At 67.4% G+C, this 20,982-nt stretch carries 30 protein-coding genes; all 30 read right to left on the bottom strand.

Features of this window, described 5'->3' with window-relative positions; all coding sequences use genetic code 11:
* Positions 1–42: 42 nt before the first annotated feature.
* The 30 genes from rpsM to fusA all read right to left on the bottom strand — a co-directional run bounded on the left by rpsM (position 43) and on the right by fusA (position 20,915).
* Positions 43–411 (bottom strand): 30S ribosomal protein S13, encoded by a 369-nt coding sequence (gene rpsM / locus Q4A22_RS04145; protein ID WP_012397713.1) that lies wholly within the window; start codon positions 409–411, stop codon positions 43–45.
* A gap of 158 nt (positions 412–569) precedes the next feature.
* Entirely contained in the window at positions 570–683 is a 114-nt protein-coding gene (gene rpmJ, locus Q4A22_RS04140; protein ID WP_012397712.1) for a 50S ribosomal protein L36, read from the bottom strand.
* An 87-nt stretch (positions 684–770) separates the two neighbouring features.
* The gene (gene infA, locus Q4A22_RS04135) at positions 771–992 is read right to left on the bottom strand and encodes a translation initiation factor IF-1 (RefSeq protein WP_012397711.1); all 222 of its coding nucleotides are present in this window, start codon (positions 990–992) and stop codon (positions 771–773) included.
* A 215-nt stretch (positions 993–1,207) separates the two neighbouring features.
* Positions 1,208–2,356 carry a 23S rRNA (adenine(2503)-C(2))-methyltransferase RlmN gene (gene rlmN, locus Q4A22_RS04130; RefSeq protein WP_303177472.1) on the bottom strand — a complete coding sequence of 383 codons (1,149 nt, stop codon included), beginning with the start codon at positions 2,354–2,356 and terminating at the stop codon, positions 1,208–1,210.
* A 37-nt stretch (positions 2,357–2,393) separates the two neighbouring features.
* The gene (map, locus tag Q4A22_RS04125; RefSeq protein WP_303177471.1) at positions 2,394–3,227 is read right to left on the bottom strand and encodes a type I methionyl aminopeptidase; all 834 of its coding nucleotides are present in this window, start codon (positions 3,225–3,227) and stop codon (positions 2,394–2,396) included.
* Positions 3,228–3,358: 131 nt separating this feature from the next.
* Positions 3,359–3,925, bottom strand: a complete 567-nt coding sequence (locus Q4A22_RS04120) for an adenylate kinase (protein ID WP_303177470.1) — start codon at positions 3,923–3,925, stop codon at positions 3,359–3,361.
* A gap of 155 nt (positions 3,926–4,080) precedes the next feature.
* Positions 4,081–5,394 carry a preprotein translocase subunit SecY gene (gene secY, locus Q4A22_RS04115; protein WP_303177469.1) on the bottom strand — a complete coding sequence of 438 codons (1,314 nt, stop codon included), beginning with the start codon at positions 5,392–5,394 and terminating at the stop codon, positions 4,081–4,083.
* Positions 5,395–5,575: 181 nt separating this feature from the next.
* Positions 5,576–6,043 carry a 50S ribosomal protein L15 gene (gene rplO, locus Q4A22_RS04110; protein WP_303177468.1) on the bottom strand — a complete coding sequence of 156 codons (468 nt, stop codon included), beginning with the start codon at positions 6,041–6,043 and terminating at the stop codon, positions 5,576–5,578.
* A gap of 2 nt (positions 6,044–6,045) precedes the next feature.
* Positions 6,046–6,252, bottom strand: coding sequence for a 50S ribosomal protein L30 (gene rpmD / locus Q4A22_RS04105; protein WP_303177467.1), 207 nt, complete (start codon positions 6,250–6,252; stop codon positions 6,046–6,048).
* Positions 6,252–6,983: a 30S ribosomal protein S5 gene (gene rpsE, locus Q4A22_RS04100; RefSeq protein ID WP_303177466.1), complete on the bottom strand. Its 732-nt coding sequence runs from the start codon at positions 6,981–6,983 to the stop codon at positions 6,252–6,254. Before rpsE ends, rpmD begins: the two co-directional genes overlap by 1 nt.
* Positions 6,980–7,351 (bottom strand): 50S ribosomal protein L18, encoded by a 372-nt coding sequence (rplR, locus tag Q4A22_RS04095; RefSeq protein ID WP_303177465.1) that lies wholly within the window; start codon positions 7,349–7,351, stop codon positions 6,980–6,982. Before rplR ends, rpsE begins: the two co-directional genes overlap by 4 nt.
* A gap of 2 nt (positions 7,352–7,353) precedes the next feature.
* Entirely contained in the window at positions 7,354–7,890 is a 537-nt protein-coding gene (rplF, locus tag Q4A22_RS04090; protein ID WP_303177464.1) for a 50S ribosomal protein L6, read from the bottom strand.
* Between the two features lie 31 nt (positions 7,891–7,921).
* Positions 7,922–8,320, bottom strand: coding sequence for a 30S ribosomal protein S8 (gene rpsH, locus Q4A22_RS04085; RefSeq protein WP_303177463.1), 399 nt, complete (start codon positions 8,318–8,320; stop codon positions 7,922–7,924).
* 73 nt (positions 8,321–8,393) lie between these two features.
* Positions 8,394–8,963: a 50S ribosomal protein L5 gene (gene rplE, locus Q4A22_RS04080; RefSeq protein ID WP_303177462.1), complete on the bottom strand. Its 570-nt coding sequence runs from the start codon at positions 8,961–8,963 to the stop codon at positions 8,394–8,396.
* Positions 8,963–9,301, bottom strand: coding sequence for a 50S ribosomal protein L24 (gene rplX / locus Q4A22_RS04075; RefSeq protein WP_019309641.1), 339 nt, complete (start codon positions 9,299–9,301; stop codon positions 8,963–8,965). Before rplX ends, rplE begins: the two co-directional genes overlap by 1 nt.
* Before the next feature lies 1 nt (position 9,302).
* Positions 9,303–9,671 carry a 50S ribosomal protein L14 gene (rplN, locus tag Q4A22_RS04070; RefSeq protein WP_012397698.1) on the bottom strand — a complete coding sequence of 123 codons (369 nt, stop codon included), beginning with the start codon at positions 9,669–9,671 and terminating at the stop codon, positions 9,303–9,305.
* 507 nt (positions 9,672–10,178) lie between these two features.
* Positions 10,179–11,477, bottom strand: a complete 1,299-nt coding sequence (locus Q4A22_RS04065) for an alpha/beta hydrolase-fold protein (RefSeq protein ID WP_303177459.1) — start codon at positions 11,475–11,477, stop codon at positions 10,179–10,181.
* A gap of 126 nt (positions 11,478–11,603) precedes the next feature.
* The gene (rpsQ, locus tag Q4A22_RS04060) at positions 11,604–11,891 is read right to left on the bottom strand and encodes a 30S ribosomal protein S17 (protein WP_303177456.1); all 288 of its coding nucleotides are present in this window, start codon (positions 11,889–11,891) and stop codon (positions 11,604–11,606) included.
* Complete coding sequence (rpmC, locus tag Q4A22_RS04055; RefSeq protein ID WP_303177454.1) at positions 11,888–12,184, bottom strand: 50S ribosomal protein L29; 297 nt, start codon at positions 12,182–12,184, stop codon at positions 11,888–11,890. Before rpmC ends, rpsQ begins: the two co-directional genes overlap by 4 nt.
* A gap of 3 nt (positions 12,185–12,187) precedes the next feature.
* Entirely contained in the window at positions 12,188–12,604 is a 417-nt protein-coding gene (gene rplP / locus Q4A22_RS04050; protein WP_303177452.1) for a 50S ribosomal protein L16, read from the bottom strand.
* Complete coding sequence (gene rpsC, locus Q4A22_RS04045; RefSeq protein WP_303177448.1) at positions 12,604–13,440, bottom strand: 30S ribosomal protein S3; 837 nt, start codon at positions 13,438–13,440, stop codon at positions 12,604–12,606. Before rpsC ends, rplP begins: the two co-directional genes overlap by 1 nt.
* The gene (gene rplV / locus Q4A22_RS04040) at positions 13,441–13,806 is read right to left on the bottom strand and encodes a 50S ribosomal protein L22 (RefSeq protein ID WP_303177447.1); all 366 of its coding nucleotides are present in this window, start codon (positions 13,804–13,806) and stop codon (positions 13,441–13,443) included.
* Between the two features lie 53 nt (positions 13,807–13,859).
* A complete protein-coding gene (gene rpsS, locus Q4A22_RS04035) occupies positions 13,860–14,141 on the bottom strand; it encodes a 30S ribosomal protein S19 (RefSeq protein ID WP_303177446.1) in 282 nt (93 codons plus the stop codon).
* Positions 14,142–14,153: 12 nt separating this feature from the next.
* Positions 14,154–14,993, bottom strand: coding sequence for a 50S ribosomal protein L2 (gene rplB / locus Q4A22_RS04030; RefSeq protein ID WP_047979388.1), 840 nt, complete (start codon positions 14,991–14,993; stop codon positions 14,154–14,156).
* A 31-nt stretch (positions 14,994–15,024) separates the two neighbouring features.
* Entirely contained in the window at positions 15,025–15,330 is a 306-nt protein-coding gene (rplW, locus tag Q4A22_RS04025; RefSeq protein ID WP_019309648.1) for a 50S ribosomal protein L23, read from the bottom strand.
* Positions 15,327–15,947 (bottom strand): 50S ribosomal protein L4, encoded by a 621-nt coding sequence (gene rplD, locus Q4A22_RS04020; protein ID WP_303177441.1) that lies wholly within the window; start codon positions 15,945–15,947, stop codon positions 15,327–15,329. The genes rplW and rplD overlap by 4 nt, the downstream gene beginning before the upstream one ends.
* 5 nt (positions 15,948–15,952) lie before the next feature.
* The gene (gene rplC / locus Q4A22_RS04015) at positions 15,953–16,609 is read right to left on the bottom strand and encodes a 50S ribosomal protein L3 (RefSeq protein WP_303177439.1); all 657 of its coding nucleotides are present in this window, start codon (positions 16,607–16,609) and stop codon (positions 15,953–15,955) included.
* Between the two features lie 16 nt (positions 16,610–16,625).
* Positions 16,626–16,934, bottom strand: a complete 309-nt coding sequence (rpsJ, locus tag Q4A22_RS04010) for a 30S ribosomal protein S10 (protein WP_003803825.1) — start codon at positions 16,932–16,934, stop codon at positions 16,626–16,628.
* Positions 16,935–17,451: 517 nt separating this feature from the next.
* Positions 17,452–18,642 carry an elongation factor Tu gene (gene tuf, locus Q4A22_RS04005; protein WP_303177438.1) on the bottom strand — a complete coding sequence of 397 codons (1,191 nt, stop codon included), beginning with the start codon at positions 18,640–18,642 and terminating at the stop codon, positions 17,452–17,454.
* A 158-nt stretch (positions 18,643–18,800) separates the two neighbouring features.
* A complete protein-coding gene (gene fusA / locus Q4A22_RS04000) occupies positions 18,801–20,915 on the bottom strand; it encodes an elongation factor G (RefSeq protein ID WP_303177437.1) in 2,115 nt (704 codons plus the stop codon).
* Positions 20,916–20,982 lie beyond the last annotated feature (67 nt).

Raw genomic sequence — 20,982 nt, 5'->3', positions numbered from 1 at the left:
ATCTTCGACGTTGATCAGCCATCCCCTGGATGGCGACCACGATTACTTCTTCTTACCGGCGACCGTGCGCTTGGGACCCTTGCGGGTGCGAGCGTTGGTCTTGGTGCGCTGGCCGTGGACCGGCAGGCCGCGGCGGTGGCGCAGGCCCTGGTAGCTGCCGATCTCCACCTTGCGGCGGATGTCAGCGGCCACCTCACGGCGCAGATCGCCTTCGACCTTGTAGTTGCCCTCGATGTAGTCGCGCAGCTCCACGAGCTGCGGATCGGTGAGATCCTTGACGCGCACGTCCCCGGAGATGCCCGTGGCCTCCAGGGTTTCCAGTGCGCGGGTACGGCCCACGCCGTAGATGTAGGTCAGCGCAACTTCCAGCCGCTTTTCACGGGGAAGATCGACGCCTGCGAGACGAGCCATGGTGGCGGTTCTCCTTGATGTTCCGGAGGTCTTGAACACCGCGTCCCGAACGCTCTGCGATCGGTCTCCGGCCTCCGTGCCGGGGGTTGCCGCGCCCTGGGGCGGCGGCTGCGGTGTCCGTTCTTGTCAATCCACGTCTGTGGGCGGGTGCGTCTCCGTCAGCCCTGGCGCTGCTTGTGGCGCGGGTTCTCGCAGATCACCATGACCCGCCCGTTGCGGCGGATCACCTTGCACTTGTCGCAGATCTGCTTGACGCTCGGTTGGACCTTCATCGCATTCCTTCGCGTACTCGTAATGGCGTGTGCACCTGGGCCGCTCGCGAAGGACGGGGTCCCGTCCGGGTGCGGCGGCCGTGGATGCTACTTGTAGCGGTAGACGATCCGGCCTCGGGAGAGGTCATAGGGACTGAGCTCCACCACCACGCGGTCCTCGGGGAGGATCCGGATGTAGTGCTGGCGCATCTTGCCCGAGATGTGGGCGAGCACCTTGTGACCGTTGGTCAGCTCAACACGGAACGACGCGTTGGGCAGTGCCTCGACCACAGTGCCTTCGATCTCGATGACTCCGTCTTTCTTGGCCATATCCTCCGCTAACTTCTCGAGGGGTCCGGTTGTCTATCCGGACGGCGGTGCCCGGACCTCGCGACCCCCAGACGAACAACCCCGCGCCGCGAGCCGCAGCGGGGGGTCGGAGGTGGTGGGGGCGTGGCTCGGTCTGTGAGCACAAACAACCAACGCACGACAGTACGTTGCTGCGGCCGATTTTGCAAGGCCAGCCGCCACCCGGCGAAGCCCCGTCAGGCCTCGGTGGCGAGCTGCCCGCAGGCGCCGTCGATGTCGGAGCCGCGGGTGTCGCGCACCGTGGTGGGGATTCCGTGGGCGCGCAGCCGCTCCACGAAGTTCTGCTCCACACCCGGGCGGGAGGCCGTCCACTTGGAACCCGGTGTGGGGTTCAGCGGGATGGGATTCACGTGCACCCACCCAGCACCTCGCCTGTTGAGCTTCTCCCCCAGCAGGTCCGCCCGCCAGCCCTGGTCGTTGATGTCCCGGATCAGGGCGTACTCGATGGAGACGCGGCGCCCGGTGACGTCGTAGTAGTCGCGGGCGGCGTCCAGCGCCTCGTCCACCTTCCAGCGTGTGTTGATGGGGATCAGCTCGTCGCGCAGCTCGTCGTCCGGGGCGTGCAGGGACAGGGCCAGGGTGATGGGCAGCTTCTCCTGGGTGAACTTCCGGATCCCCGGCACCAGGCCCACGGTGGACATGGTGAGTCCGCGTGCAGAGATACCCAGCCCCTCCGGCGAGGGGTCGATGATCCGGTGGACCGCGCCCATGGTGGCCTTGTAGTTCGCGAGGGCCTCCCCCATGCCCATGAACACGATGTTGGAGACGCGCTGGGGAGCCTCCTCGGGGTCCCCCACCGCACCGTCGCGCAGAGCGCGGACGCCCTGGACCACCTGGTCCACGATCTCCGCCGCGGAAAGGTTGCGCGTGAGCCCCGACTGCCCCGTGGCGCAGAACGGGCAGTTCATCCCGCAGCCCGCCTGGGAGGAGATGCACATGGTCACGCGCTTGTCGTAGCGCATGAGCACCGACTCCACCATGGCGTTGTCGAAGAGCCGGTGCACGGACTTCACGGTCATGCCCTGGTCCGCGCGCAGCTGGCGAACCGTGGTGAGCAGCGGGGGCATCGCCCGTGCCACGAGCTCCTCGCGCTGGGCGGCGGGCAGGTCGGTCATGACCGCCGGGTCTGCCTCGAAGCGCTCGAAGTAGTGGGTGGACAGCTGCGAGGCCCGGAACGCCGGGTAGCCCGCCTCGCGCAGGAACTCCTTGCGTCCCGCCATGTCGAAGTCCGCGATGTGCAGCGGGGGCTTGCCCCGGCGGGCGGGGGTGAAGACGAGCTGGCCGGTCTTGGGCCGAGGGGTGATTTCCACGGGCTGGGCCGTCATGGTGGTCCTCCCTTTCGGGGTGAGGTGGGGCCGGGGGTCAGGAGCCGGGGATCGGCACGGGCGTCACGCCCAGGGGCACGAGCCCGGAGGCCCCGCCGTCCTCGGCCGTCAGCACCCAGACCCCTTCGCTGTGCAGGCAGACGCTGTGCTCCCACTGGCTGGCGCGGGAGCCGTCCACGGTGACGACCGTCCAGTCGTCCGCGAGGACGCGGGTCTCGATGCCGCCGCGCACCAGCATGGGCTCGATGGCCAGGGCCATGCCGGTGACGAGCTTGGGGCCACGCTGGCGGCTCGCGAAGTTCGGGACGTCGGGGTCCATGTGCATCTCCGTGCCGATCCCGTGGCCCACGTAGTCCTCGAGGATCCCGAGGCGCGTACCCACGCTCTCGCGCACGTGGTTCTCCACGGCGAGGCCGATGTCCCCCACGTGCGTGCCCGTGGCCATCGCGGCGATGCCGCACCACATGGCGGCACGGGTGACGTCGGAGAGCTCCTGGTCCGCGGGGTCGTGGTGCTCCCCCACGAGCACGGTGCGGGCGGAGTCCCCGTGCCACCCGGCCACGACGGCACCGCCGTCGATCGAGACGATGTCCCCGTCCGCCAGCACGCGGTCCCCGGGAATGCCGTGGACCACCTCCTCGTTCACGGAGGCGCAGACGGTGGCCGGGTAGCCGTAGTAGCCCAGGAAGTTGGACCCGGCGTCGTACTCGTCGAGCACGGCACGGAAGGCCCTGTCCAGGTCCGCGGTGGTGGCACCCGGGCGGGCGGCGGCGACGGCGGCGTCCAGCGCACGCGAGGTCACCACCCCCGCGCGGGCCATGGCGGCCAGCTCGGCGTCCGACTTGACTTGGATCTTGCGGCGTCCGAACACGGTTCCCGGTCCTTCCCTCAGCGGCTCTCGGAGGAGCCTTGGTGCTTGCGGGGGTGAGCCCCCGGGTCGCGCGCAGACGTCCCGGGGGCTCACCCGTTCTGCAGAGCGCGCGTGGCGCGCAGTGCCTCGGCTCAGCGGCCCAGTGCCGCCATGATGCGCTCGGTGACCTGGTCGATGCTGCCGAGACCGTCCACGCGCACCACGATGCCGCGGTCCTCGTAGACGCCGACCACCGGCGCCGTCTGCTCGTCGTACACGTCCAGACGGTGGCGGATCACGTCCTCGGTGTCGTCGGTGCGCCCCTGCTCCTGGGCACGTCCGAGCAGACGTGCCACCAGCTCGTCGTTGTCGGCGGTGAGCAGGAGGACCACGTCCAGGCCCACCCCGTTCGCCTCGAGGATTCGGTCCAGCTCCTCGACCTGGGCCACGGTGCGCGGGTAGCCGTCCAGCAGGAAGCCGCCGGTCACGTCCCCGTGGGAGAGCCGGTCACGGACCATCTCGTTGGTCACCGAGTCCGGCACCAGGTTCCCCGCGTCGGTGTAGCGCTGCGCCTCGCGGCCCAGCTCGGTCTGCTCCTTGATGTTCGCGCGGAAGATGTCCCCGGTGGAGATGGCCGGGACGCCCAGCCGATCGCAGATCCGGGCGGCCTGGGTGCCCTTGCCTGCGCCTGGCGGTCCGATGATCAGCATGCGGGTCATGATCTCTCCTTGCGTGAGCGGATACGTGGCCCCACTCTAGCGGGGCCGCAGAACGCGGGCTGGCCCGCGCGAGGCGCGGGCGGAGTCGCCCGGGGGTGCGGGCGGCGTCGTGGTCCGGGGACGCGTGCCCCCTCCCGACGCCGCCGGGGCCGGTCTCAGACGCGCAGCAGACCCTCGTAGTGGCGCTGCTGCAGCTGGGCGTCGATCTGCTTGACCGTGTCCAGGCCCACGCCCACCATGATCAGCAGCGACGGACCGCCGAACGGGAAGTTCTGGTTGGCGTCGAAGAGCACCAGCGCGACCAGCGGGATCATCGAGATGATGCCCAGGTAGAGGGCGCCCGGCAGCGTGATGCGGGCCAGCACGTAGCGCAGGTAGTTCTCCGTGGGTCGCCCGGCGCGGATGCCCGGGATGAAACCCCCGTAGCGCTTCATGTTGTCGGAGACCTCCTCCGGGTTGAACGTGATGGACACGTAGAAGTACGTGAAGGCCACGATCAGCAGGAAGTACACCGTCATGTACACGGGGTGGTCCCCGCGCGCCAGGTAGGTGTTCACCCAGGTGACCCACCCCGGGACGGGACTGCCGTCGTCGGGCATGGCGAACTGGGCGACCATGGTGGGCAGCATGAGCATGGAGGAGGCGAAGATGATGGGAATCACGCCGGCCATGTTGACCTTGAGCGGGATGTACGTGCTCGTGCCGCCGATCGTGCGCCGGCCCACCATGCGCTTGGCGTACTGCACGGGGATGCGGCGCTGGGACTGCTCCACGAAGACCACGCAGGTGATGACCACGAGCCCGATCGCGCACACGCCCAGGAAGATCCCCCACCCGCGGGTGCGCAGGATCTCGCCGAGCGCGGACGGGAAGGTGGCTGCGATGGACGTGAAGATCAGCAGGGACATGCCGTTGCCCACGCCGCGGTCGGTGATCCGCTCGCCCAGCCACATGATGACCGTGGTGCCCGCGGTCATGGTGATGATCATGACCACCAGGACCAGCAGGGAGTCGTCGGGGATGATCGGCAGGGAGCAGTTGCCCAGCAGGTTCCCCGAACGGGCCAGCGAGATCACCGTGGTGGCGTTCAGCGCCGCGAGCCCGATGGTCAGGTACCGCGTGTACTGCGTCAGCTTCGTCTGCCCCTGGGCGCCCTCCTCGTGGAGCTCCTGGAAGCGTGGGATGACCACCCGAAGCAGCTGCACGATGATGCTGGCGGTGATGTAGGGCATCACGCCGAGGGCGAAGATGGACAGCTGCAGCAGGGCGCCGCCGCTGAACAGGTTGACCAGGTCGTACGCGCCGCCCGTGGTGTTCCCCATGGCCAGGCACTGCTGGACGTTGCCGTAGTCCACACCCGGGGCCGGGATGAACGTCCCCAGCCGATAGATCACGATGATCCCCAGTGTGAACAGCAGCTTGTTGCGCAGCTCCGGCGTGGTAAACGCCCGCGCGAAAGCACTGAGCACAGGTCCTCCTCCAAGAACGTGGTGGCCCGGTCGGTTCCGACCCCGGGCAAGTCTAGCGAAGGATGTCCGGGAGCCCCTTCGGGCAGCGGTGCGGACACCCTGGGAAAAGCAACGGGCCCCGTGCCGGCAATCCGGCACGGGGCCCGTTCCAGTTCAGGGTCTCACCCTACAACTGCAGCGTTCACGCGTTCTGCGTGGAACCACCCGCCGCGGAGATCTTCTCGGCCGCGGAGGCCGAGAACTTGTCCGCGGTGATGTTCAGGGCCACGGAGATCTCTCCGCTGCCCAGCACCTTGACCGGCTGGTTCTTGCGCACGGCGCCCTTGGCGACGAGGTCCGCGACGGTGACGGTGCCACCCTCGGGGAACAGCTCGCCCAGGCGGTCCAGGTTCACGACCTGGTACTCCACGCGGAACGGGTTCTTGAACCCGCGCAGCTTGGGCAGCCGCATGTACAGCGGCAGCTGGCCGCCGGCGAACCCGGCCTTGACCTGGTAGCGCGCCTTGGTGCCCTTGGTACCGCGACCGGACGTCTTGCCCTTGGAGGCCTCACCACGGCCAAGACGGGTCTTGGCCTGGTGCGATCCGGGGGCCGGACGCAGGTGGTGAACCTTCAGAGCGTGGCTCTTGTTCTGGGTGTTCTCAGCCATGCTCAAGCCTCCTCAACCTCGACGAGATGCGACACCGTGTTGATCATGCCCGCGGTGGCCGCATCGGCCTTGCGCTCCACGACCTGGCCCGGACGCTTGAGACCGAGCGAGCGCAGGGTGTCGCGCATGTTCTGCTTCTGACCGACCACGGAGCGGACCTGCTTCACGCGCAGGGACGCGCCGGTGGCCTGGATGCGCTTTCCGTTCATCAGGCACCTGCCTTCTGGATGTCACGCAGCAGCGGCGCCGGGACGACCTCGTCCATGGGCAGCCCACGACGGGCGGCCACGGACGCGGGCTCCTCGAGCTCACGCAGCGCCTGGATGGTCGCGTGCACGATGTTGATCTGGTTGGACGAGCCCAGGGACTTGGACAGCACGTCGTGGATCCCGGCGCACTCCAGCACGGCGCGCACCGGACCACCGGCGATCACACCGGTACCCGGGGTTGCCGGGCGGAGCATGACGACACCGGCAGCGGCCTCGCCCTGCACGCGGTGCGGGATAGTGCGGTCCTCGATGCGGGGCACGCGGAAGAAGTTCTTCTTCGCCTCCTCCACACCCTTGGAGATAGCGGCGGGGACCTCCTTGGCCTTGCCGTAGCCCACGCCGACCATGCCGTTGCCGTCACCGACGACCACGAGGGCGGTGAAGCTGAAGCGACGACCGCCCTTGACCACCTTGGACACGCGGTTGATGGTCACGACGCGCTCGAGGAACTTGTCCTTGTCGTCGTCGCGGCCGCCACGACCGCCGGGGCCTCGAGTGACGGTGACACCCCCCCCGCGGAGCTTCCCGCGTCCGGCGCGCTCCTTGCGACCGCCGCGTCCGCCGCGGTTCTCGTCAGTCCCCTGACGCTCCGAGGCAGCCCCGGTCGTCTCGTTGGAACCGTTGGTGGCTTCGCTCACCTGAGTTTCCTTCTCGTTCTTCTGCTCGCTCACAGCGCCAGACCTCCTTCACGGGCACCCTCGGCCACCGCGGCCACGCGGCCGTGGTACTTGTTGCCGCCGCGGTCGAACACGACGGTCTCGATCCCCGCGGCCTTGGCGCGCTCGGCGATCAGCTCACCGATGCGCTTGGCCTTGGCGGTCTTGTCGTCGGACGACGCACGCAGGTCGTTCTCCATGGTGGAGGCCGAGACGAGGGTGTGGCCCTTGTCGTCGTCGATCACCTGGGCGACCATGTGGCGGGTGGAACGCGTGACCACCAGGCGGGGGCGCAGCGCGGTTCCGGCGATGTGCTTGCGAACGCGGCGGTGACGCCGAGCCCGCTGAGCAGCCTTCGACTTGCCCTTGATTACGAGAGCCATGATTACTTACCAGCCTTTCCGGCCTTGCGGCGGATCTGCTCGCCGGCGTAACGAACACCCTTGCCCTTGTAGGGATCGGGCAGACGCAGGGAGCGGATCTTCGCGGCGACCTGGCCAACCTGCTGCTTGTCGATGCCGGACACGGCGACCTTGTTGTTCCCCTCGACCGAGAGCGTGATGCCCTCCGGCGCGCTGAAGGGAACCGGGTGGCTGTAGCCCAGAGCGAACTCGAGGTCGGCGCCCTTGGCCTGCACGCGGTAACCGGTGCCCACGATCTCCAGCTGCTTGGTGTATCCCTCGGACACACCCTGGACCATGTTGGCGATCAGGGAACGCGTGAGACCGTGCAGCGAGCGGGACTCGCGCTCGTCGTTGGGGCGGGACACCTGAACGGTGCCGTCCTCCACGACCACCGTGATGGGTGCCGCGACCGTGTGGGTCAGCGTGCCCTTGGGGCCCTTGACCGACACCGCGGAACCGTCCACGGAAACCTCCACACCGGCGGGCACAGAGATCGGGAGACGTCCAATACGTGACATGTCTTCTTCCTTTCTTCTTCTGTGCTACCGATTACCAGACGTACGCGAGGACTTCCCCGCCCACGCCCTTCTTGCCGGCCTGCTTGTCAGTCAGCAGCCCGGAGGAGGTGGACAGGATCGCGATACCGAGGCCACCGAACACCCGAGGGAGGTTGGTGGACTTGGCGTAGACGCGCAGTCCCGGCTTGGAGATGCGGCGAACACCGGCGATCGAGCGCTCACGGTTGGAGCCGAACTTGAGCTTCAGGGTGAGCGTCTTGCCGACCCGTGCGGGCTCCTCGGTCCAGTCCGCGATGTAGCCCTCGACCTTGAGGATGTCCGCGATCCGAGCCTTCAGCTTGGAGTACGGCATGCTCACGGTGTCGTGATAGGCGGAGTTCGCGTTGCGCAGACGCGTCAGCATGTCTGCGACAGGATCTGTCATTGTCATGTGGGCTTCAGCCCTTCCTCACCACGGTTTCCCTGCCGGTTGCAGCCCGCAGGGACCTTCTGGCGTCGATGAATCAGTTGGTCTTGAACGGGAAGCCGAGCGCCTTCAGCAGCGCACGACCCTCGTCGTCGGTCTTGGCGGAGGTCACCACGGTGATGTCCATGCCGCGCACGCGATCGATCTTGTCCTGGTCGATCTCGTGGAACATGGACTGCTCCGTCAGGCCGAAGGTGTAGTTGCCGTTGCCGTCGAAGTGGCGGTCGGACAGACCACGGAAGTCACGGATGCGCGGCAGCGCGAGCGTGACAAGACGGTCCAGGAACTCCCACATGCGGTCACCGCGCATGGTCACGTGCGCGCCGATGGGCATGCCCTCACGCAGCTTGAACTGCGCGATGGACTTCTTGGCGCGGTTGACCACGGGCTTCTGACCCGTGATGGCGGTGAGGTCCTTGATGGCGTTGTCCACCAGCTTGGAGTCCTTGGCCGCCTCGCCCAGACCCATGTTGACCACGACCTTGACCACGCGCGGCATCTCCATGACGTTCGCGTAGCCGAACTGCTCCTGCAGCGCCGGGGCAACGGTCTCCTGGTACTTGGTCTTGAACCGGGGGGTGAAGTTGGTTTCGGTCGTTTCGCTCATCACAGATCCTTGCCGGTGCTCTTGGACACGCGGACGCGGACGGTCTTCTGCTTGCCGTCACGCTCCACGGTCTCGGTGCGGTAGCCCACACGGGTCGGCTTGCCGGTCTCGGGATCCACGAGCATCACGTTCGAGATGTGGATCGGAGCCTCGGACTTGACGAGGCCGCCGGCTTCGCCCTGGGCATTGGCGCGCTTGTGCTTGGTCACCACGTTGACGCCCTCGACCACCACGCGGGAGGTCTCGGTGATCACGCGCAGAACCTTGCCCTGCTCGCCCTTGTTCTTGCCGGTGATGACCTGCACGAGGTCACCGGTCTTGATCTTGAATTTCGCCATGTCAGAGCACCTCCGGAGCCAGCGAGACGATCTTCATGAACTTCTTGTCGCGCAGCTCACGGCCCACGGGGCCGAAGATGCGCGTGCCGCGGGGGTCCCCGTCGTTCTTCAAGATCACTGCGGCGTTCTCGTCAAAACGGATGTAGGAACCGTCGGGACGGCGCCTCTGCTTCTTGGTACGCACCACAACCGCCTTGACCACGTCGCCCTTCTTGACGTTGCCGCCGGGGATGGCGTCCTTGACGGTGGCGACGATGACGTCACCGATGCCTGCGTAGCGGCGTCCGGATCCGCCGAGCACACGGATGGTGAGAATTTCCTTCGCACCCGTGTTGTCGGCAACCCGCAGCCGCGATTCCTGCTGAATCACTGAATACTCCTGTCGTCGCGCCGGTTCTCATCCAAACCCACTGAATGTCGAGCCTTGCGGAACGGTGGTCGTGTGAACGCTCCACGCCGTGGTCCTCCCCGAAGCCGTAGGAGGGGCCCGAGGCACTGCGCGGAGTTCGTACGCGGAGACCGCACGTGAGGGGCGGAGCAATCCGCCCTGCTGCCCTGCCCGGATTCGTGTCTGAGCGCAGAATCAACGGGCAAGTTCTCGCAGCGTGCGCACCGTCGAGGACGGTGCGCTGCCACGCCCGCACGCGTGTGCGGGGGCTTGCGGCCGGTCCTGGTCCGTGCTTGCACGGACGGATCGGCGCGAGGATTCTGACTCAGCAGGGTCGAAGCCAGAGAAGGGCACACGTGCGTCGACACGCGTACCGGCCTACTCTACCGCGTGGGAACCCGGAACTCCAGTCCTGGCCCGTCGGACTGCCTTGCCTCCCCGTTGCCACCGTGGACGCTCCCTCGGCGGGCCACCGGCGCTCCCCGCCCACTACGCGCGGCACTCGGCGGCAGCTGCGTGTCCCTCGCCCGAGAAGAGCTCCACGAGGGCCGGCACGAGCGACTCGCGCCAGCAGGCCCAGTCGTGACCGCCGTCGTAGCGCCGCAGGCCCAGCCGGGCCGGGGTCTCGGCCAGCACCCGGGCGAACTCGTCGTGCGGGCCGGTGAGAACCCACTCATGCTCCCCCACCTCGGCGACGATGCGCGTGTCCGCCAGCCCGGCGGCGTCGTCCGCGGCGAGGGCGGCGCGCACCGCGTCGAAGGGGGCACGCTGCCACAGCGAGGCGGACTGGGAGACGGCCCGGCCCACCGCGTCCGGGCGCCGCAGCGCGCACAGCAGCGCGGTGAGACCCCCGAGGCTCTGACCCACCACGGCCACGCGCCGCGGATCGCGGGACACCCCGTGGTGCGCGGCGAGCCACGGCAGGAACCGGTCCGCGAGGCGGTCCTCGAAGCCCGAGGTCCCGTCCAGCTCGGCCCAGCGGCGGTCCCGACCACCGGAGTCCACGAGCACGAGCGTGACGGGCCGCAGGGCACCGTCCGCGACGGCGGAGCGCACCGCGGCCACGAGACCCTGGGCGAGCCACACCTGGCCGTCGAGCACGAGCACCGTGGCCGCCTCCCGCTCCCCCGCCGCACCCGGCGCCCGCACGGGCTGGACCGTCACGCGCAGCCCGCCGTCCGCCGTCTCCCACCGCGGCGTCGCGGCCGCGGGGTCCGGGCGCACCGGCCACGGCGAGCACGGGGCCCGGTCCAGGGCGACCACGCTCATCTCCCGTCCGAGCTGGGTGGGGCAGGTGTGCGGGTTGCGGGGGTCGACGACGCCGCGGTCCAGCGCCGCGCGCAGCCGCACGTGGTCCCCGCCCACCTCCCACGGCGCGGGCTGCCCGGGACGCACGGGCAGGAAGCAGTAGGACGCCCGCCAGGAGGCGCGCATCCGGAACCCGACGTGCCACACGTTCGTGCCCGGCAGCCGCCGCATCAGGCACTCGGAGAGCGAGGACTCGTCCGTGAGGCGGTTGGCGAAGAGCAGGACGTCGGTGGCGTGCGGGTCCTCGAACAGGAACGTGACAATGCGCCGAGAGGGCTCTCCGGCGGGGACGTCCTCGTGCTCGCACAGCGGAGTGCCCCCGGCCAGGACCGCGGCGATCTCGTCCCGCACCGCGCGGGCCTCCGCGCCGCCCGCGGCCAGGGCGCGCTCCCAGCCGCGCACGGTCGGGCCGGTCACGCGGGGCACCGGCGTGGGGCGCGGAACCTTCGGGGGCCGGCGCTGCTCGGGTGTGGCGGTCACGGGACGTCCTCCCTGCTCTCGAAAACTGGCGGGGCTCCGCACACGGAACCGCCTTCGGGGACGACGAAGGGCCCCGACCCGGCTGCACCGGATCAGGGCCCTCGTCACAGGATCACTGGATGGGGCCTACTTGGCCTTCTCCACGATCTCCACGATCCGCCAGGTCTTGTTGGCGGACAGGGGGCGGGTCTCGACGATCCGCACGAGGTCCCCGACGCCGCAGGAGTTCTGCTCGTCGTGGGCCTTCACCCGCTTGGACTTGCGCAGCACCTTGCCGTAGAGCGCGTGCTTCACGCGATCCTCGACCTGGACCACCACGGTCTTGTCCATCTTGTCGGAGACCACGTAGCCCTGGCGGGACTTGCGGTCACCGCGCTCGGCCGCGGCCGCTTCGTTGTTGACCTGCTCGCTCACTTGGCATCATCCTCAGACTTGGCAGCCTTCTTCGAGGCCTTCTTCTCGGTCGTCCCGGCAGCCGGCGCCACGTCCTCGCGGATCCCCAGCTCGCGCTCACGCAGAACGGTGTAGATCCGGGCGATGTCCCGCTTGACGGACTTGAGACGCCCGTTGCTCTCGAGCTGACCGGTCGCGGCCTGGAAGCGCAGGTTGAACAGCTCTTCCTTGGACTTGCGCAGCTGGTCGGTGAGGGCACCGGTGTCAAGAGCCGCGAGGTTGTCCATGTTCAGATCCTTGGATCCAATAGCCATTGATCATTCACCGCCTTCGCGACGCACGATGCGTGCCTTCATCGGGAGCTTGTGGATTGCCAGACGCAGCGCCTCACGCGCCACTTCCTCGCTCACGCCGGAGATCTCGAACATGATGCGTCCGGGCTTGACGTTGGCGATCCACCACTCGGGGGAACCCTTACCGGAACCCATGCGGGTCTCGGCGGGCTTCTTGGTCAGGGGACGGTCCGGGTAGATGTTGATCCAGACCTTGCCGCCACGCTTGATGTGACGGGTCATGGCGATACGCGCGGCCTCGATCTGACGGTTCGTGACGTAGGCCGGGCTCAGCGCCTGGATGCCCCACTCACCGAACGTGACCTGGGTTCCGCCCTTGGCCTGTCCCCGACGGCGCGGGTGGTGCTGCTTGCGGAACTTCACACGACGTGGGATGAGCATTACTTACCACCCTCTGCGTTGGTCGCCTCCGCAGCGGTGCTCTGCTGCGGGGCAGCGGCGGAGTCGCGCTCACGGCGTCCGCCACGGTCGTTACGATCATTCGGGCGACGACGACGCTCGCCGCCTCCGCCGCCACCGCGACGGTCGTTGCGCCCGCGCGAGGACGGAGCAGCGGCCTGCTGGGCGGCCAGTTCCTTGTCGGTGAGATCGCCCTTGTAGACCCAGACCTTCACACCGATGCGGCCGAAGGTGGTCTTCGCCTCGAAGAAGCCGTAGTCGATGTTCGCGCGCAGGGTGTGCAGGGGCACACGGCCTTCGCGGTAGAACTCCGAGCGGGACATCTCGGCGCCGCCCAGGCGGCCGGCGCACTGGATGCGGATGCCCTTGGCGCCCGCGCGCTGCGCGGACTGGATGGCCTTCTTCATGGCGCGGCGGAACGCCACGCGGGAGGCGAGCTGCTCGGCGACACCCTGCGCCACCAGCTGAGCGTCGATCTCGGGGTTCTTGACCTCGAGGATGTTCAGCTGGATCTGCTTGCCGGTGAGCTTTTCGAGCTCACCGCGGATGCGGTCGGCCTCGGCGCCGCGGCGACCGATGACGATGCCCGGACGCGCCGTGTGGATGTCCACGCGGACACGGTCACGGGTGCGCTCGATCTCGACCTTGGAGATGCCGGCGCGGTCCATGCCCTTGGACATGAGCTCGCGGATCTTCACGTCCTCGCGGATGTAGTCCTTGTACTGCTGACCCTTCTGGTGCGAGTCGGAGTACCAGTGCGAGACGTGGTCGGTGGTGATGCCCAGACGGAATCCGTTGGGGTTGATTTTCTGTCCCACTTAGCGGACCTCCTCCTTCTCCGGGGTCGCCACGACCACGGTCACGTGGCTCGTGCGCTTGTTGATGCGGTACGCACGGCCCTGGGCACGCGGCTGGAACCGCTTCATGGTGGGTCCCTCGTCCACGAAGGCCGCAGAGACCACGAGGTCCTCCGGCTTGAACGCGAGGCCGTCACGATCGGCCTTCTGCCGGGCGTTGGCCACGGCGGATTCGAGAACCTTGAACACCGGCTCCGAAGCTGCCTGGGGGGCAAACTTCAGAATCGCCAATGCCTCATTCGCCTGCTGGCCACGAATCAGGTTGACGACGCGCCGGGCCTTCATAGGCGTCACGCGGATGTAGCGCGCAGATGCCTTGGCTTCCATTGCTTTCCTTCTCTCGTCTTGTCGAAGAAGTGCAACGTGCTCACCCCGTGGGGTCAGCGACGCTTGCCCTTCTTGTCGTCCTTCACATGGCCGCGGAACGTGCGGGTGGGAGCGAATTCGCCGAGCTTGTGGCCGACCATCGACTCCGTGATGAAGACCGGAACGTGCTTGCGTCCGTCGTGCACGGCGATCGTGTGGCCGAGCATGTCGGGGATGATCATCGAGCGGCGGGACCACGTCTTGATGACGTTCTTGGTGCCCTTCTCGTTCTCCCTGGCGACCTTCACGAAGAGGTGCTGATCAACGAAAGGGCCCTTCTTGAGGCTGCGTGGCATTAGTCAGGCTCCTTAGCGCTTGTTCTTGCCGGTACGGCGACGACGCACGATGAGCTTGTCGCTTTCCTTGTTGGGGCGACGGGTGCGTCCCTCGGGCTTGCCATTGGGGTTGACCGGGTGACGTCCACCGGAGGTCTTGCCCTCACCACCACCGTGGGGGTGGTCCACCGGGTTCATCACGACGCCGCGGACGGTCGGGCGGATGCCCTTCCAGCGGTTGCGGCCGGCCTTGCCCCAGTTGATGTTCGACTGCTCGGCGTTGCCGACCTCGCCGATGGTCGCGCGGCAGCGCACGTCCACGTTGCGGATCTCACCGGAGGGCAGGCGCAGCTGGCCGTACTTGCCCTCGCGGGCCACCAGCTGCACGGAGGCACCGGCGGAACGGGCGAGCTTGGCGCCGCCGCCCGGGCGCAGCTCCACGGCGTGGAGCACGGTGCCCACGGGGATGTTGCGCAGCGGGAGGTTGTTGCCCGGCTTGATGTCCGCGTTGGGGCCGGACTCCACCACGTCGCCCTGCTTCAGGCGGTTGGGCGCGATGATGTAGCGCTTGGTGCCGTCCACGTAGTGCAGCAGCGCGATGCGCGCGGTGCGGTTCGGGTCGTACTCGATGTGCGCGACCTTGGCGTCCACACCGTCCTTGTCGTGACGACGGAAGTCGATCACGCGGTACTGGCGCTTGTGCCCACCGCCCTTGTGACGGGTGGTGATGCGGCCCGTGTTGTTGCGCCCGCCCTTCTTGGGCAGCGGACGCACCAGGGACTTCTCGGGTGTGGTGCGCGTGATTTCTACGAAGTCCGCAACCGACGAGCCACGACGGCCCGGGGTTGTCGGCTTGTGCTTACGGATAGCCATGTTTTGAGTTCCTCGTTAAAGTGGTCTCCGCTCAGGAGAGCGGACCGCCGAAGATGTCGATGGAGCCTTCCCGAAGGGACACGACGGCACGCTTGGTGGCCTTCCGCTGTCCCCAGCCGAAGCGAGTGCGCTTGCGCTTGCCGGGTCGGTTGAGAGTGTTGATGGACGCGACCTTCACGCCGAAGATCTGCTCGATCGCGTACTTGATCTCGGTCTTGTTCGCCGAGGGGTCCACCTGGAAGGTGTATTTGCCCTCGTCGATCAGGCCGTAGGACTTCTCGGAGACCACGGGACGGATGATGACGTCGCGCGGGTCCTTGTTGTAGATGGCGCTCACTTGGCGTCCTCCTGCTTGCTACCGGACGCGGCTGCGACGAACGAGTCGTAGGCGGCCTTGGTGAAGACCACGTCGTCCGAGACCAGCACGTCGTACGTGTTGAGCTGATCGGCGTACACCGCGTGCACGTTCACCAGGTTGCGCACGGACAGCGCGGCGTTGTCCTCGCCGCGGCCCAGCACGACCAGCAGGTTCTTGCGCTCGGAGATCGAGCGCAGCGCCTCCTTGGCGGCCTTGGTGGACGGCTGCGAGCCACCCAGCTCGGCGACCACGTGGATGCGGCCGTTGCGGGCCCGGTCGGAGAGGGCACCGCGCAGGGCAGCCGCCTTCATCTTCTTGGGCGTGCGCTGGGAGTAGTCACGCGGCGTGGGGCCGTGCACCACGCCACCACCGGTCATGTGAGGGGCGCGGATGGAGCCCTGACGAGCCCGGCCGGTGCCCTTCTGCTTGAACGGCTTGCGGCCGGCGCCGGAGACCTCGGCGCGGGTCTTGGTCTTGTGCGTGCCCTGACGGGCGGCGGCCAGCTGCGCGACGACGACCTGGTGCAGCAGCGCCACATTGGTCTGCGCGTCGAAGATCTCAGCGGGCAGCTCGACGTTGACGGTTTCAGTTGCCATGGGTATCAAGCTCCCTTCACGGTGGAACGGACGAGGACGACCGAACCCTTGGGGCCCGGCAGGGCACCCTTGATGAGCAGCAGGGAGTTCTCGGCGTCAACCGCGTGCACGGTCAGGTTCATGGTGGTGTGACGGGCGTTGCCCATCCGACCGGCCATGCGCATGCCCTTGAACACGCGAGCGGGGTACGACGCGCCGCCGATGGAACCCGGCTTGCGGTGGTTCTTGTGCGCACCGTGGGAGGCGCCCACGCCGGAGAAGCCGTGACGCTTCATGACACCGGCGGTGCCCTTGCCCTTGGTGGTGCCGACCACGTCGACCTTGGAGCCAGCCTCGAAGAGCTCGACGGACAGTTCCTGCCCGAGCTCGTAGGCGGCGGCGTCGGAAGTACGCAGTTCGACGACGTGGCGGCGGGGCGTCACGCCGGCAGCGGCGAAGTGACCGGCCAGGGGCTTGGTCACCTTGCGGGGATCGATCGCACCGAAGCCGATCTGCACGGCGTTGTAGCCGTCCTTGTCCTCGTTGCGCAGCTGCGTCACGACGTTGGAGTCGGCCTTGACCACGGTCACCGGCACGAACTTCCCGTTCTCGTCCCAGACCTGGGTCATGCCGAGCTTGGTGCCCAGCAGGCCCTTCACCTGGCGTTCGAAAGTGGTAGTCATTGGGGTGCGATCCTTTTTACAGCTTGATTTCGATGTTCACGTCAGCGGGCAGGTCGAGACGCATGAGCGAGTCGACGGCCTTGGGCGTGGGGTCGATGATGTCGATCAGCCGCTTGTGCGTGCGCATCTCGAAGTGCTCACGGCTGTCCTTGTACTTGTGCGGCGAGCGGATCACGCAGTACACATTCTTCTCGGTGGGCAGCGGAACGGGTCCCACCACCGTGGCACCTGCGCGCGTCACCGTCTCAACGATCTTCCGGGCCGAGACGTCGATGACCTCGTGGTCATAGGACTTCAGCCGGATGCGGATTTTTTGTCCCGCCATGGCGTCGTGACTCTCTTTCTTCAAGTACTTCCCTGTATGGAGTCCGTGACTCCTTGTGTTCGGCGTGGTCCACGCCACCTCGCACAGGCTGAATCCGGAGGTGTTCCGGGTTCCTCACCCTGCCGGGGCTCCGGCACCCGAACTCGGGCGTGTCGCGCAGTGGCGACGCGGCCGAGTCCACACAGTGACCCGGTGCCGGTGAAAGTGGTTGTCCGCGGTGCGGTCGCGCCGTGCGGAGCCCATGGCGCTTGCTTCGGCTGCGCACCTGCTCTGCACCCGGTTCTCGCCGTGGTTCCGACGTCCGTCCTGGGGGCGCGATTTCTCGCACCGCCGAGCGAACAACAGCGACCATTCTGCCAGAGGATGCACCAGGGTGCAAACAGGGCGGGAGTCCTCCCCCACCGCGCCGGCCCTCCGAGTCGTGGTGCACGCCGGGTACGACGAAGCCCCGCACGCCACAGTGGACGCGCGGGGCTTCGATGCGGCGAGGCTCAACGCCTCACCGGATCATCGGCACTTACTTGATGATCTTGGTGACTCGTCCGGAGCCCACGGTGCGGCCGCCCTCGCGGATGGCGAAGCCGAGGCCCTCCTCCATGGCGATCGGCTGGATGAGCTCGACCGTCATCTCGGTGTTGTCACCGGGCATGACCATCTCGGTGCCCTCGGGCAGCGTGATGACGCCGGTGACGTCCGTGGTGCGGAAGTAGAACTGCGGACGGTAGTTCGAGTAGAACGGGTTGTGACGTCCACCCTCCTCCTTGGAGAGGATGTACACGTTCGCCTCGAAGTCGGTGTGCGGGGTGATGGAACCCGGCTTGCACACCACCTGGCCGCGCTCGACGTCGTCGCGCTTGAGACCGCGCAGCAGCAGGCCGCAGTTCTCGCCCGCCATGGCCTCGTCCATCTGCTTGTGGAACATCTCGATGCCGGTCACCGTGGTCTTCTGCACGGGGCGGATGCCCACGATCTCGACCTCGGAGTTGATCGGCAGGGTGCCGCGCTCGGCGCGGCCGGTCACCACGGTGCCGCGACCGGTGATGGTGAAGACGTCCTCGATGGGCATGAGGAAGGGCTTGTCGGTGTCACGGACGGGGTCCGGCACGTTCTCGTCCACGGCCTCCATGAGCTCCTCGACGGACTTGACCCACTCGGGGTCTCCCTCGAGGGCCTTCAGAGCGGAGACGCGCACCACGGGGGCGTTGTCACCGTCGAAGCCCTGGTCCGACAGCAGCTCGCGGACCTCCATCTCGACCAGGTCGAGGAGCTCCTCGTCGTCCACCATGTCGGACTTGTTCAGGGCCACCAGCAGGTAGGGCACGCCCACCTGGCGGGCGAGCAGCACGTGCTCGCGGGTCTGGGCCATGGGGCCGTCCGTGGCGGCGACCACGAGGATGGCGCCGTCCATCTGCGCCGCACCGGTGATCATGTTCTTCACGTAGTCGGCGTGACCGGGGGCGTCCACGTGGGCGTAGTGGCGCTTGTCGGTCTGGTACTCGATGTGCGCGATGTTGATCGTGATGCCGCGCTGCTTCTCCTCCGGGGCGGAGTCGATGGCACCGAAGTCGCGCTGCTCGTTGACGTCCGGGTACTTGTCGGCCAGGACCTTGGAGATTGCAGCGGTGAGCGTGGTCTTGCCGTGGTCAACGTGGCCGATGGTGCCGATGTTGAGGTGCGGCTTGGTGCGCTCGAACTTGGCCTTCGCCATGGTGTGTTCCTCCTAGAACATTGAGGTGAGACTTGCTCGACTGCTCCGGACCACGGAGCCTGGGGACCGCAGCGCGTCGGCGCTGAGCGTGTCGAAACCTGTGCAAGTCTACTTCTGGATTACGAATTTACTGAAATTCCGGGGCGAACCCCGGGGGCTCACTCGCCGCGGTTCTTCTGGATGATCTCCTCGGCCACGGCCTTGGGGACCTCCGAGTAGCTGTCGAACTGCATCGAGTACACGGCACGTCCCTGGGTCTTGGAACGCAGGTCGCCGATGTAGCCGAACATCTCGGACAGGGGCACCAGCGCCTGCACGAGCTTCACGCCCGTGACGTCCTCCATGGACTGGATCTGGCCGCGACGGGAGTTCAGGTCGCCGATGACGTCGCCCATGTACTCCTCCGGCGTGCGCACCTCGACCGCCATGAGCGGCTCGAGCAGCACCGGGTTCGCGCGGCGCGCGCCCTCCTTGAACACCATGGAGCCGGCGATCTTGAACGCCATCTCCGAGGAGTCGACGTCGTGGTACGCACCGTCGATCAGGGTGGCCTTCACGCCCACCACCGGGTACCCGGCGAGGATGCCCAGCTGCATGGCGTCCTGGATGCCGTGGTCCACGGAGGGGATGTACTCGCGCGGCACGCGACCACCGGTCACGGCGTTGTCGAACTCGTACAGCTCCTCGGCGTCCAGGGGCAGCGGCTCGAAGGAGACCTGCACCTTGGCGAACTGGCCGGAACCGCCGGTCTGCTTCTTGTGGGTGTAGTCGACCTTCTCGACGGCCTTCTTGATCGTCTCGCGGTAGGCCACCTGGGGCTTGCCCACGTTGGCCTCGACCTTGAACTCGCGCTTCATGCGGTCCACCAGGATGTCCAGGTGCAGCTCGCCCATGCCGCCGATCTCGGTCTGGCCGGTCTCGTCGTTCAGGGACACCGTGAAGGTGGGGTCCTCGGCGGAGAGCTTCTGGATGGCGGTGGAGAGCTTCTCCTGGTCACCCTTGGTCTTGGGCTCGATGGCCACGAAGATCACGGGCTTCGGGAAGCTCATGGACTCCAGCACGATGGGGTTCGAGGGATCGCACAGGGTGTCGCCCGTGGTGGTGTCCTTGAGCCCGATCGCGGCGTAGATGTGACCGGCGGAGATCTCCTCCACCGGGTTCTCCTTGTTGGAGTGCATCTGGAAGAGCTTGCCGATGCGCTCGCGCTTGCCCTTGGTGGAGTTCAGCACCTGCTCGCCGGCCTTGGCCTTGCCGGAGTACACGCGGATGTAGGTCAGCTGGCCGTAGAACGGGTGCGCCGCGACCTTGAACGCCAGGGCCGCGAAGGGGCCGTTGGCGTCGGCGGTGCGGGTGAGCACCTCTTCCTCGTCGTTGACGGAGTGGCCCTGCACGTCCTCCACGTCCAGCGGGGAGGGCAGGTAGTCCACCACGGCGTCGAGCATGGGCTGCACACCGCGGTTCTTGAACGCGGAGCCGCACAGCACGGGGTACGCGGCCGAGGAGATGGTGAGCTTGCGCACGCCCATCTTGATCTCGTCCTCGGTGAGCTCTTCGCCGCCGAGGTACTTCTCCATGAGGTCGTCGTCGGACTCGGCGACGGCCTCGACCAGCTGGTTGCGGTACTCCGCGGCGCGGTCCTGGAGGTCCTCGGGGATCTCGCGGGTCTCGTACTTGGCACCCAGGGAGACGTCGCCCTTGGAGTCGCCCTCCCAGACCAGTGCCTTCATGGTGACCAGGTCGATGACGCCCACGAAGTCGTTCTCGGCACCGATGGGCAGCTGCAGAACCAGCGGGGTGGCACCCAGACGGGACTTGATGGTGTCCACGGTGAAGTAGAAGTCCGCGCCGAGCTTGTCCATCTTGTTGACGAAGCAGATGCGGGGGACCTCGTACTTGTCCGCCTGACGCCACACTGTCTCGGACTGGGGCTCCACGCCCTCCTTGCCGTCGAAGACCGCCACGGCGCCGTCGAGCACGCGCAGGGAGCGCTCGACCTCGACCGTGAAGTCCACGTGGCCCGGGGTGTCGATGATGTTGATCTGGTAGTCGTGCCAGTAGCACGAGGTCGCGGCGGAGGTGATGGTGATGCCGCGTTCCTGCTCCTGCGCCATCCAGTCCATCGTGGAGGCACCGTCGTGCGTCTCGCCGAGCTTGTGGTTGATGCCCGTGTAGAACAGGATTCGTTCGGTGGTCGTGGTCTTACCGGCATCGATGTGAGCCATGATGCCGATGTTGCGGACCTTCTTGAGGTCGGTAAGCACGTCGAGTGCCACGATGGTTCCCTTCGTAAAAGGTGGTGCCGGGCCCGGTGTCGGCCCCGCTCTGGGCGGGGCCGACGGG

It is taken from the genome of Kocuria sp. (genome assembly GCF_030530945.1).
Taxonomy (GTDB): Bacteria; Actinomycetota; Actinomycetes; order Actinomycetales; family Micrococcaceae; genus Kocuria.
Note: the sequence above shows the minus strand (reverse complement) of the source record. Positions and strands in the feature narration are given on the sequence as shown.

Excerpts from the sequence above, each read along its gene's own strand:
- rpmC (WP_303177454.1), bottom strand. The coding sequence starts at position 12,184 with ATGGCTATTGGATCCAAGGATCTGAACATGGACAACCTCGCGGCTCTT.
- rpsJ (WP_003803825.1), bottom strand. The coding sequence starts at position 16,934 with ATGGCGGGACAAAAAATCCGCATCCGGCTGAAGTCCTATGACCACGAG.
- rplR (WP_303177465.1), bottom strand. The coding sequence starts at position 7,351 with ATGGCTCTCGTAATCAAGGGCAAGTCGAAGGCTGCTCAGCGGGCTCGG.
- rpmD (WP_303177467.1), bottom strand. The coding sequence starts at position 6,252 with ATGAACGGAAAGCGCATCCAGGCCACCGGCGCGTCCCTGCGCGTGAAG.
- rlmN (WP_303177472.1), bottom strand. The coding sequence starts at position 2,356 with ATGACGGCCCAGCCCGTGGAAATCACCCCTCGGCCCAAGACCGGCCAG.
- rplC (WP_303177439.1), bottom strand. The coding sequence starts at position 16,609 with ATGACTACCACTTTCGAACGCCAGGTGAAGGGCCTGCTGGGCACCAAG.
- tuf (WP_303177438.1), bottom strand. The coding sequence starts at position 18,642 with ATGGCGAAGGCCAAGTTCGAGCGCACCAAGCCGCACCTCAACATCGGC.
- rplP (WP_303177452.1), bottom strand. The coding sequence starts at position 12,604 with ATGCTCATCCCACGTCGTGTGAAGTTCCGCAAGCAGCACCACCCGCGC.
- rplX (WP_019309641.1), bottom strand. The coding sequence starts at position 9,301 with ATGGCGAAATTCAAGATCAAGACCGGTGACCTCGTGCAGGTCATCACC.
- rplV (WP_303177447.1), bottom strand. The coding sequence starts at position 13,806 with ATGGAAGCCAAGGCATCTGCGCGCTACATCCGCGTGACGCCTATGAAG.
- rpsS (WP_303177446.1), bottom strand. The coding sequence starts at position 14,141 with ATGCCACGCAGCCTCAAGAAGGGCCCTTTCGTTGATCAGCACCTCTTC.
- rplF (WP_303177464.1), bottom strand. The coding sequence starts at position 7,890 with ATGTCACGTATTGGACGTCTCCCGATCTCTGTGCCCGCCGGTGTGGAG.
- Q4A22_RS04120 (WP_303177470.1), bottom strand. The coding sequence starts at position 3,925 with ATGACCCGCATGCTGATCATCGGACCGCCAGGCGCAGGCAAGGGCACC.
- infA (WP_012397711.1), bottom strand. The coding sequence starts at position 992 with ATGGCCAAGAAAGACGGAGTCATCGAGATCGAAGGCACTGTGGTCGAG.
- rplD (WP_303177441.1), bottom strand. The coding sequence starts at position 15,947 with ATGGCAACTGAAACCGTCAACGTCGAGCTGCCCGCTGAGATCTTCGAC.
- rplO (WP_303177468.1), bottom strand. The coding sequence starts at position 6,043 with ATGGCTGAGAACACCCAGAACAAGAGCCACGCTCTGAAGGTTCACCAC.
- rpsH (WP_303177463.1), bottom strand. The coding sequence starts at position 8,320 with ATGACAATGACAGATCCTGTCGCAGACATGCTGACGCGTCTGCGCAAC.
- rpsM (WP_012397713.1), bottom strand. The coding sequence starts at position 411 with ATGGCTCGTCTCGCAGGCGTCGATCTTCCCCGTGAAAAGCGGCTGGAA.
- rplB (WP_047979388.1), bottom strand. The coding sequence starts at position 14,993 with ATGGCTATCCGTAAGCACAAGCCGACAACCCCGGGCCGTCGTGGCTCG.
- rpmJ (WP_012397712.1), bottom strand. The coding sequence starts at position 683 with ATGAAGGTCCAACCGAGCGTCAAGCAGATCTGCGACAAGTGCAAGGTG.
- rplE (WP_303177462.1), bottom strand. The coding sequence starts at position 8,963 with ATGAGCGAAACGACCGAAACCAACTTCACCCCCCGGTTCAAGACCAAG.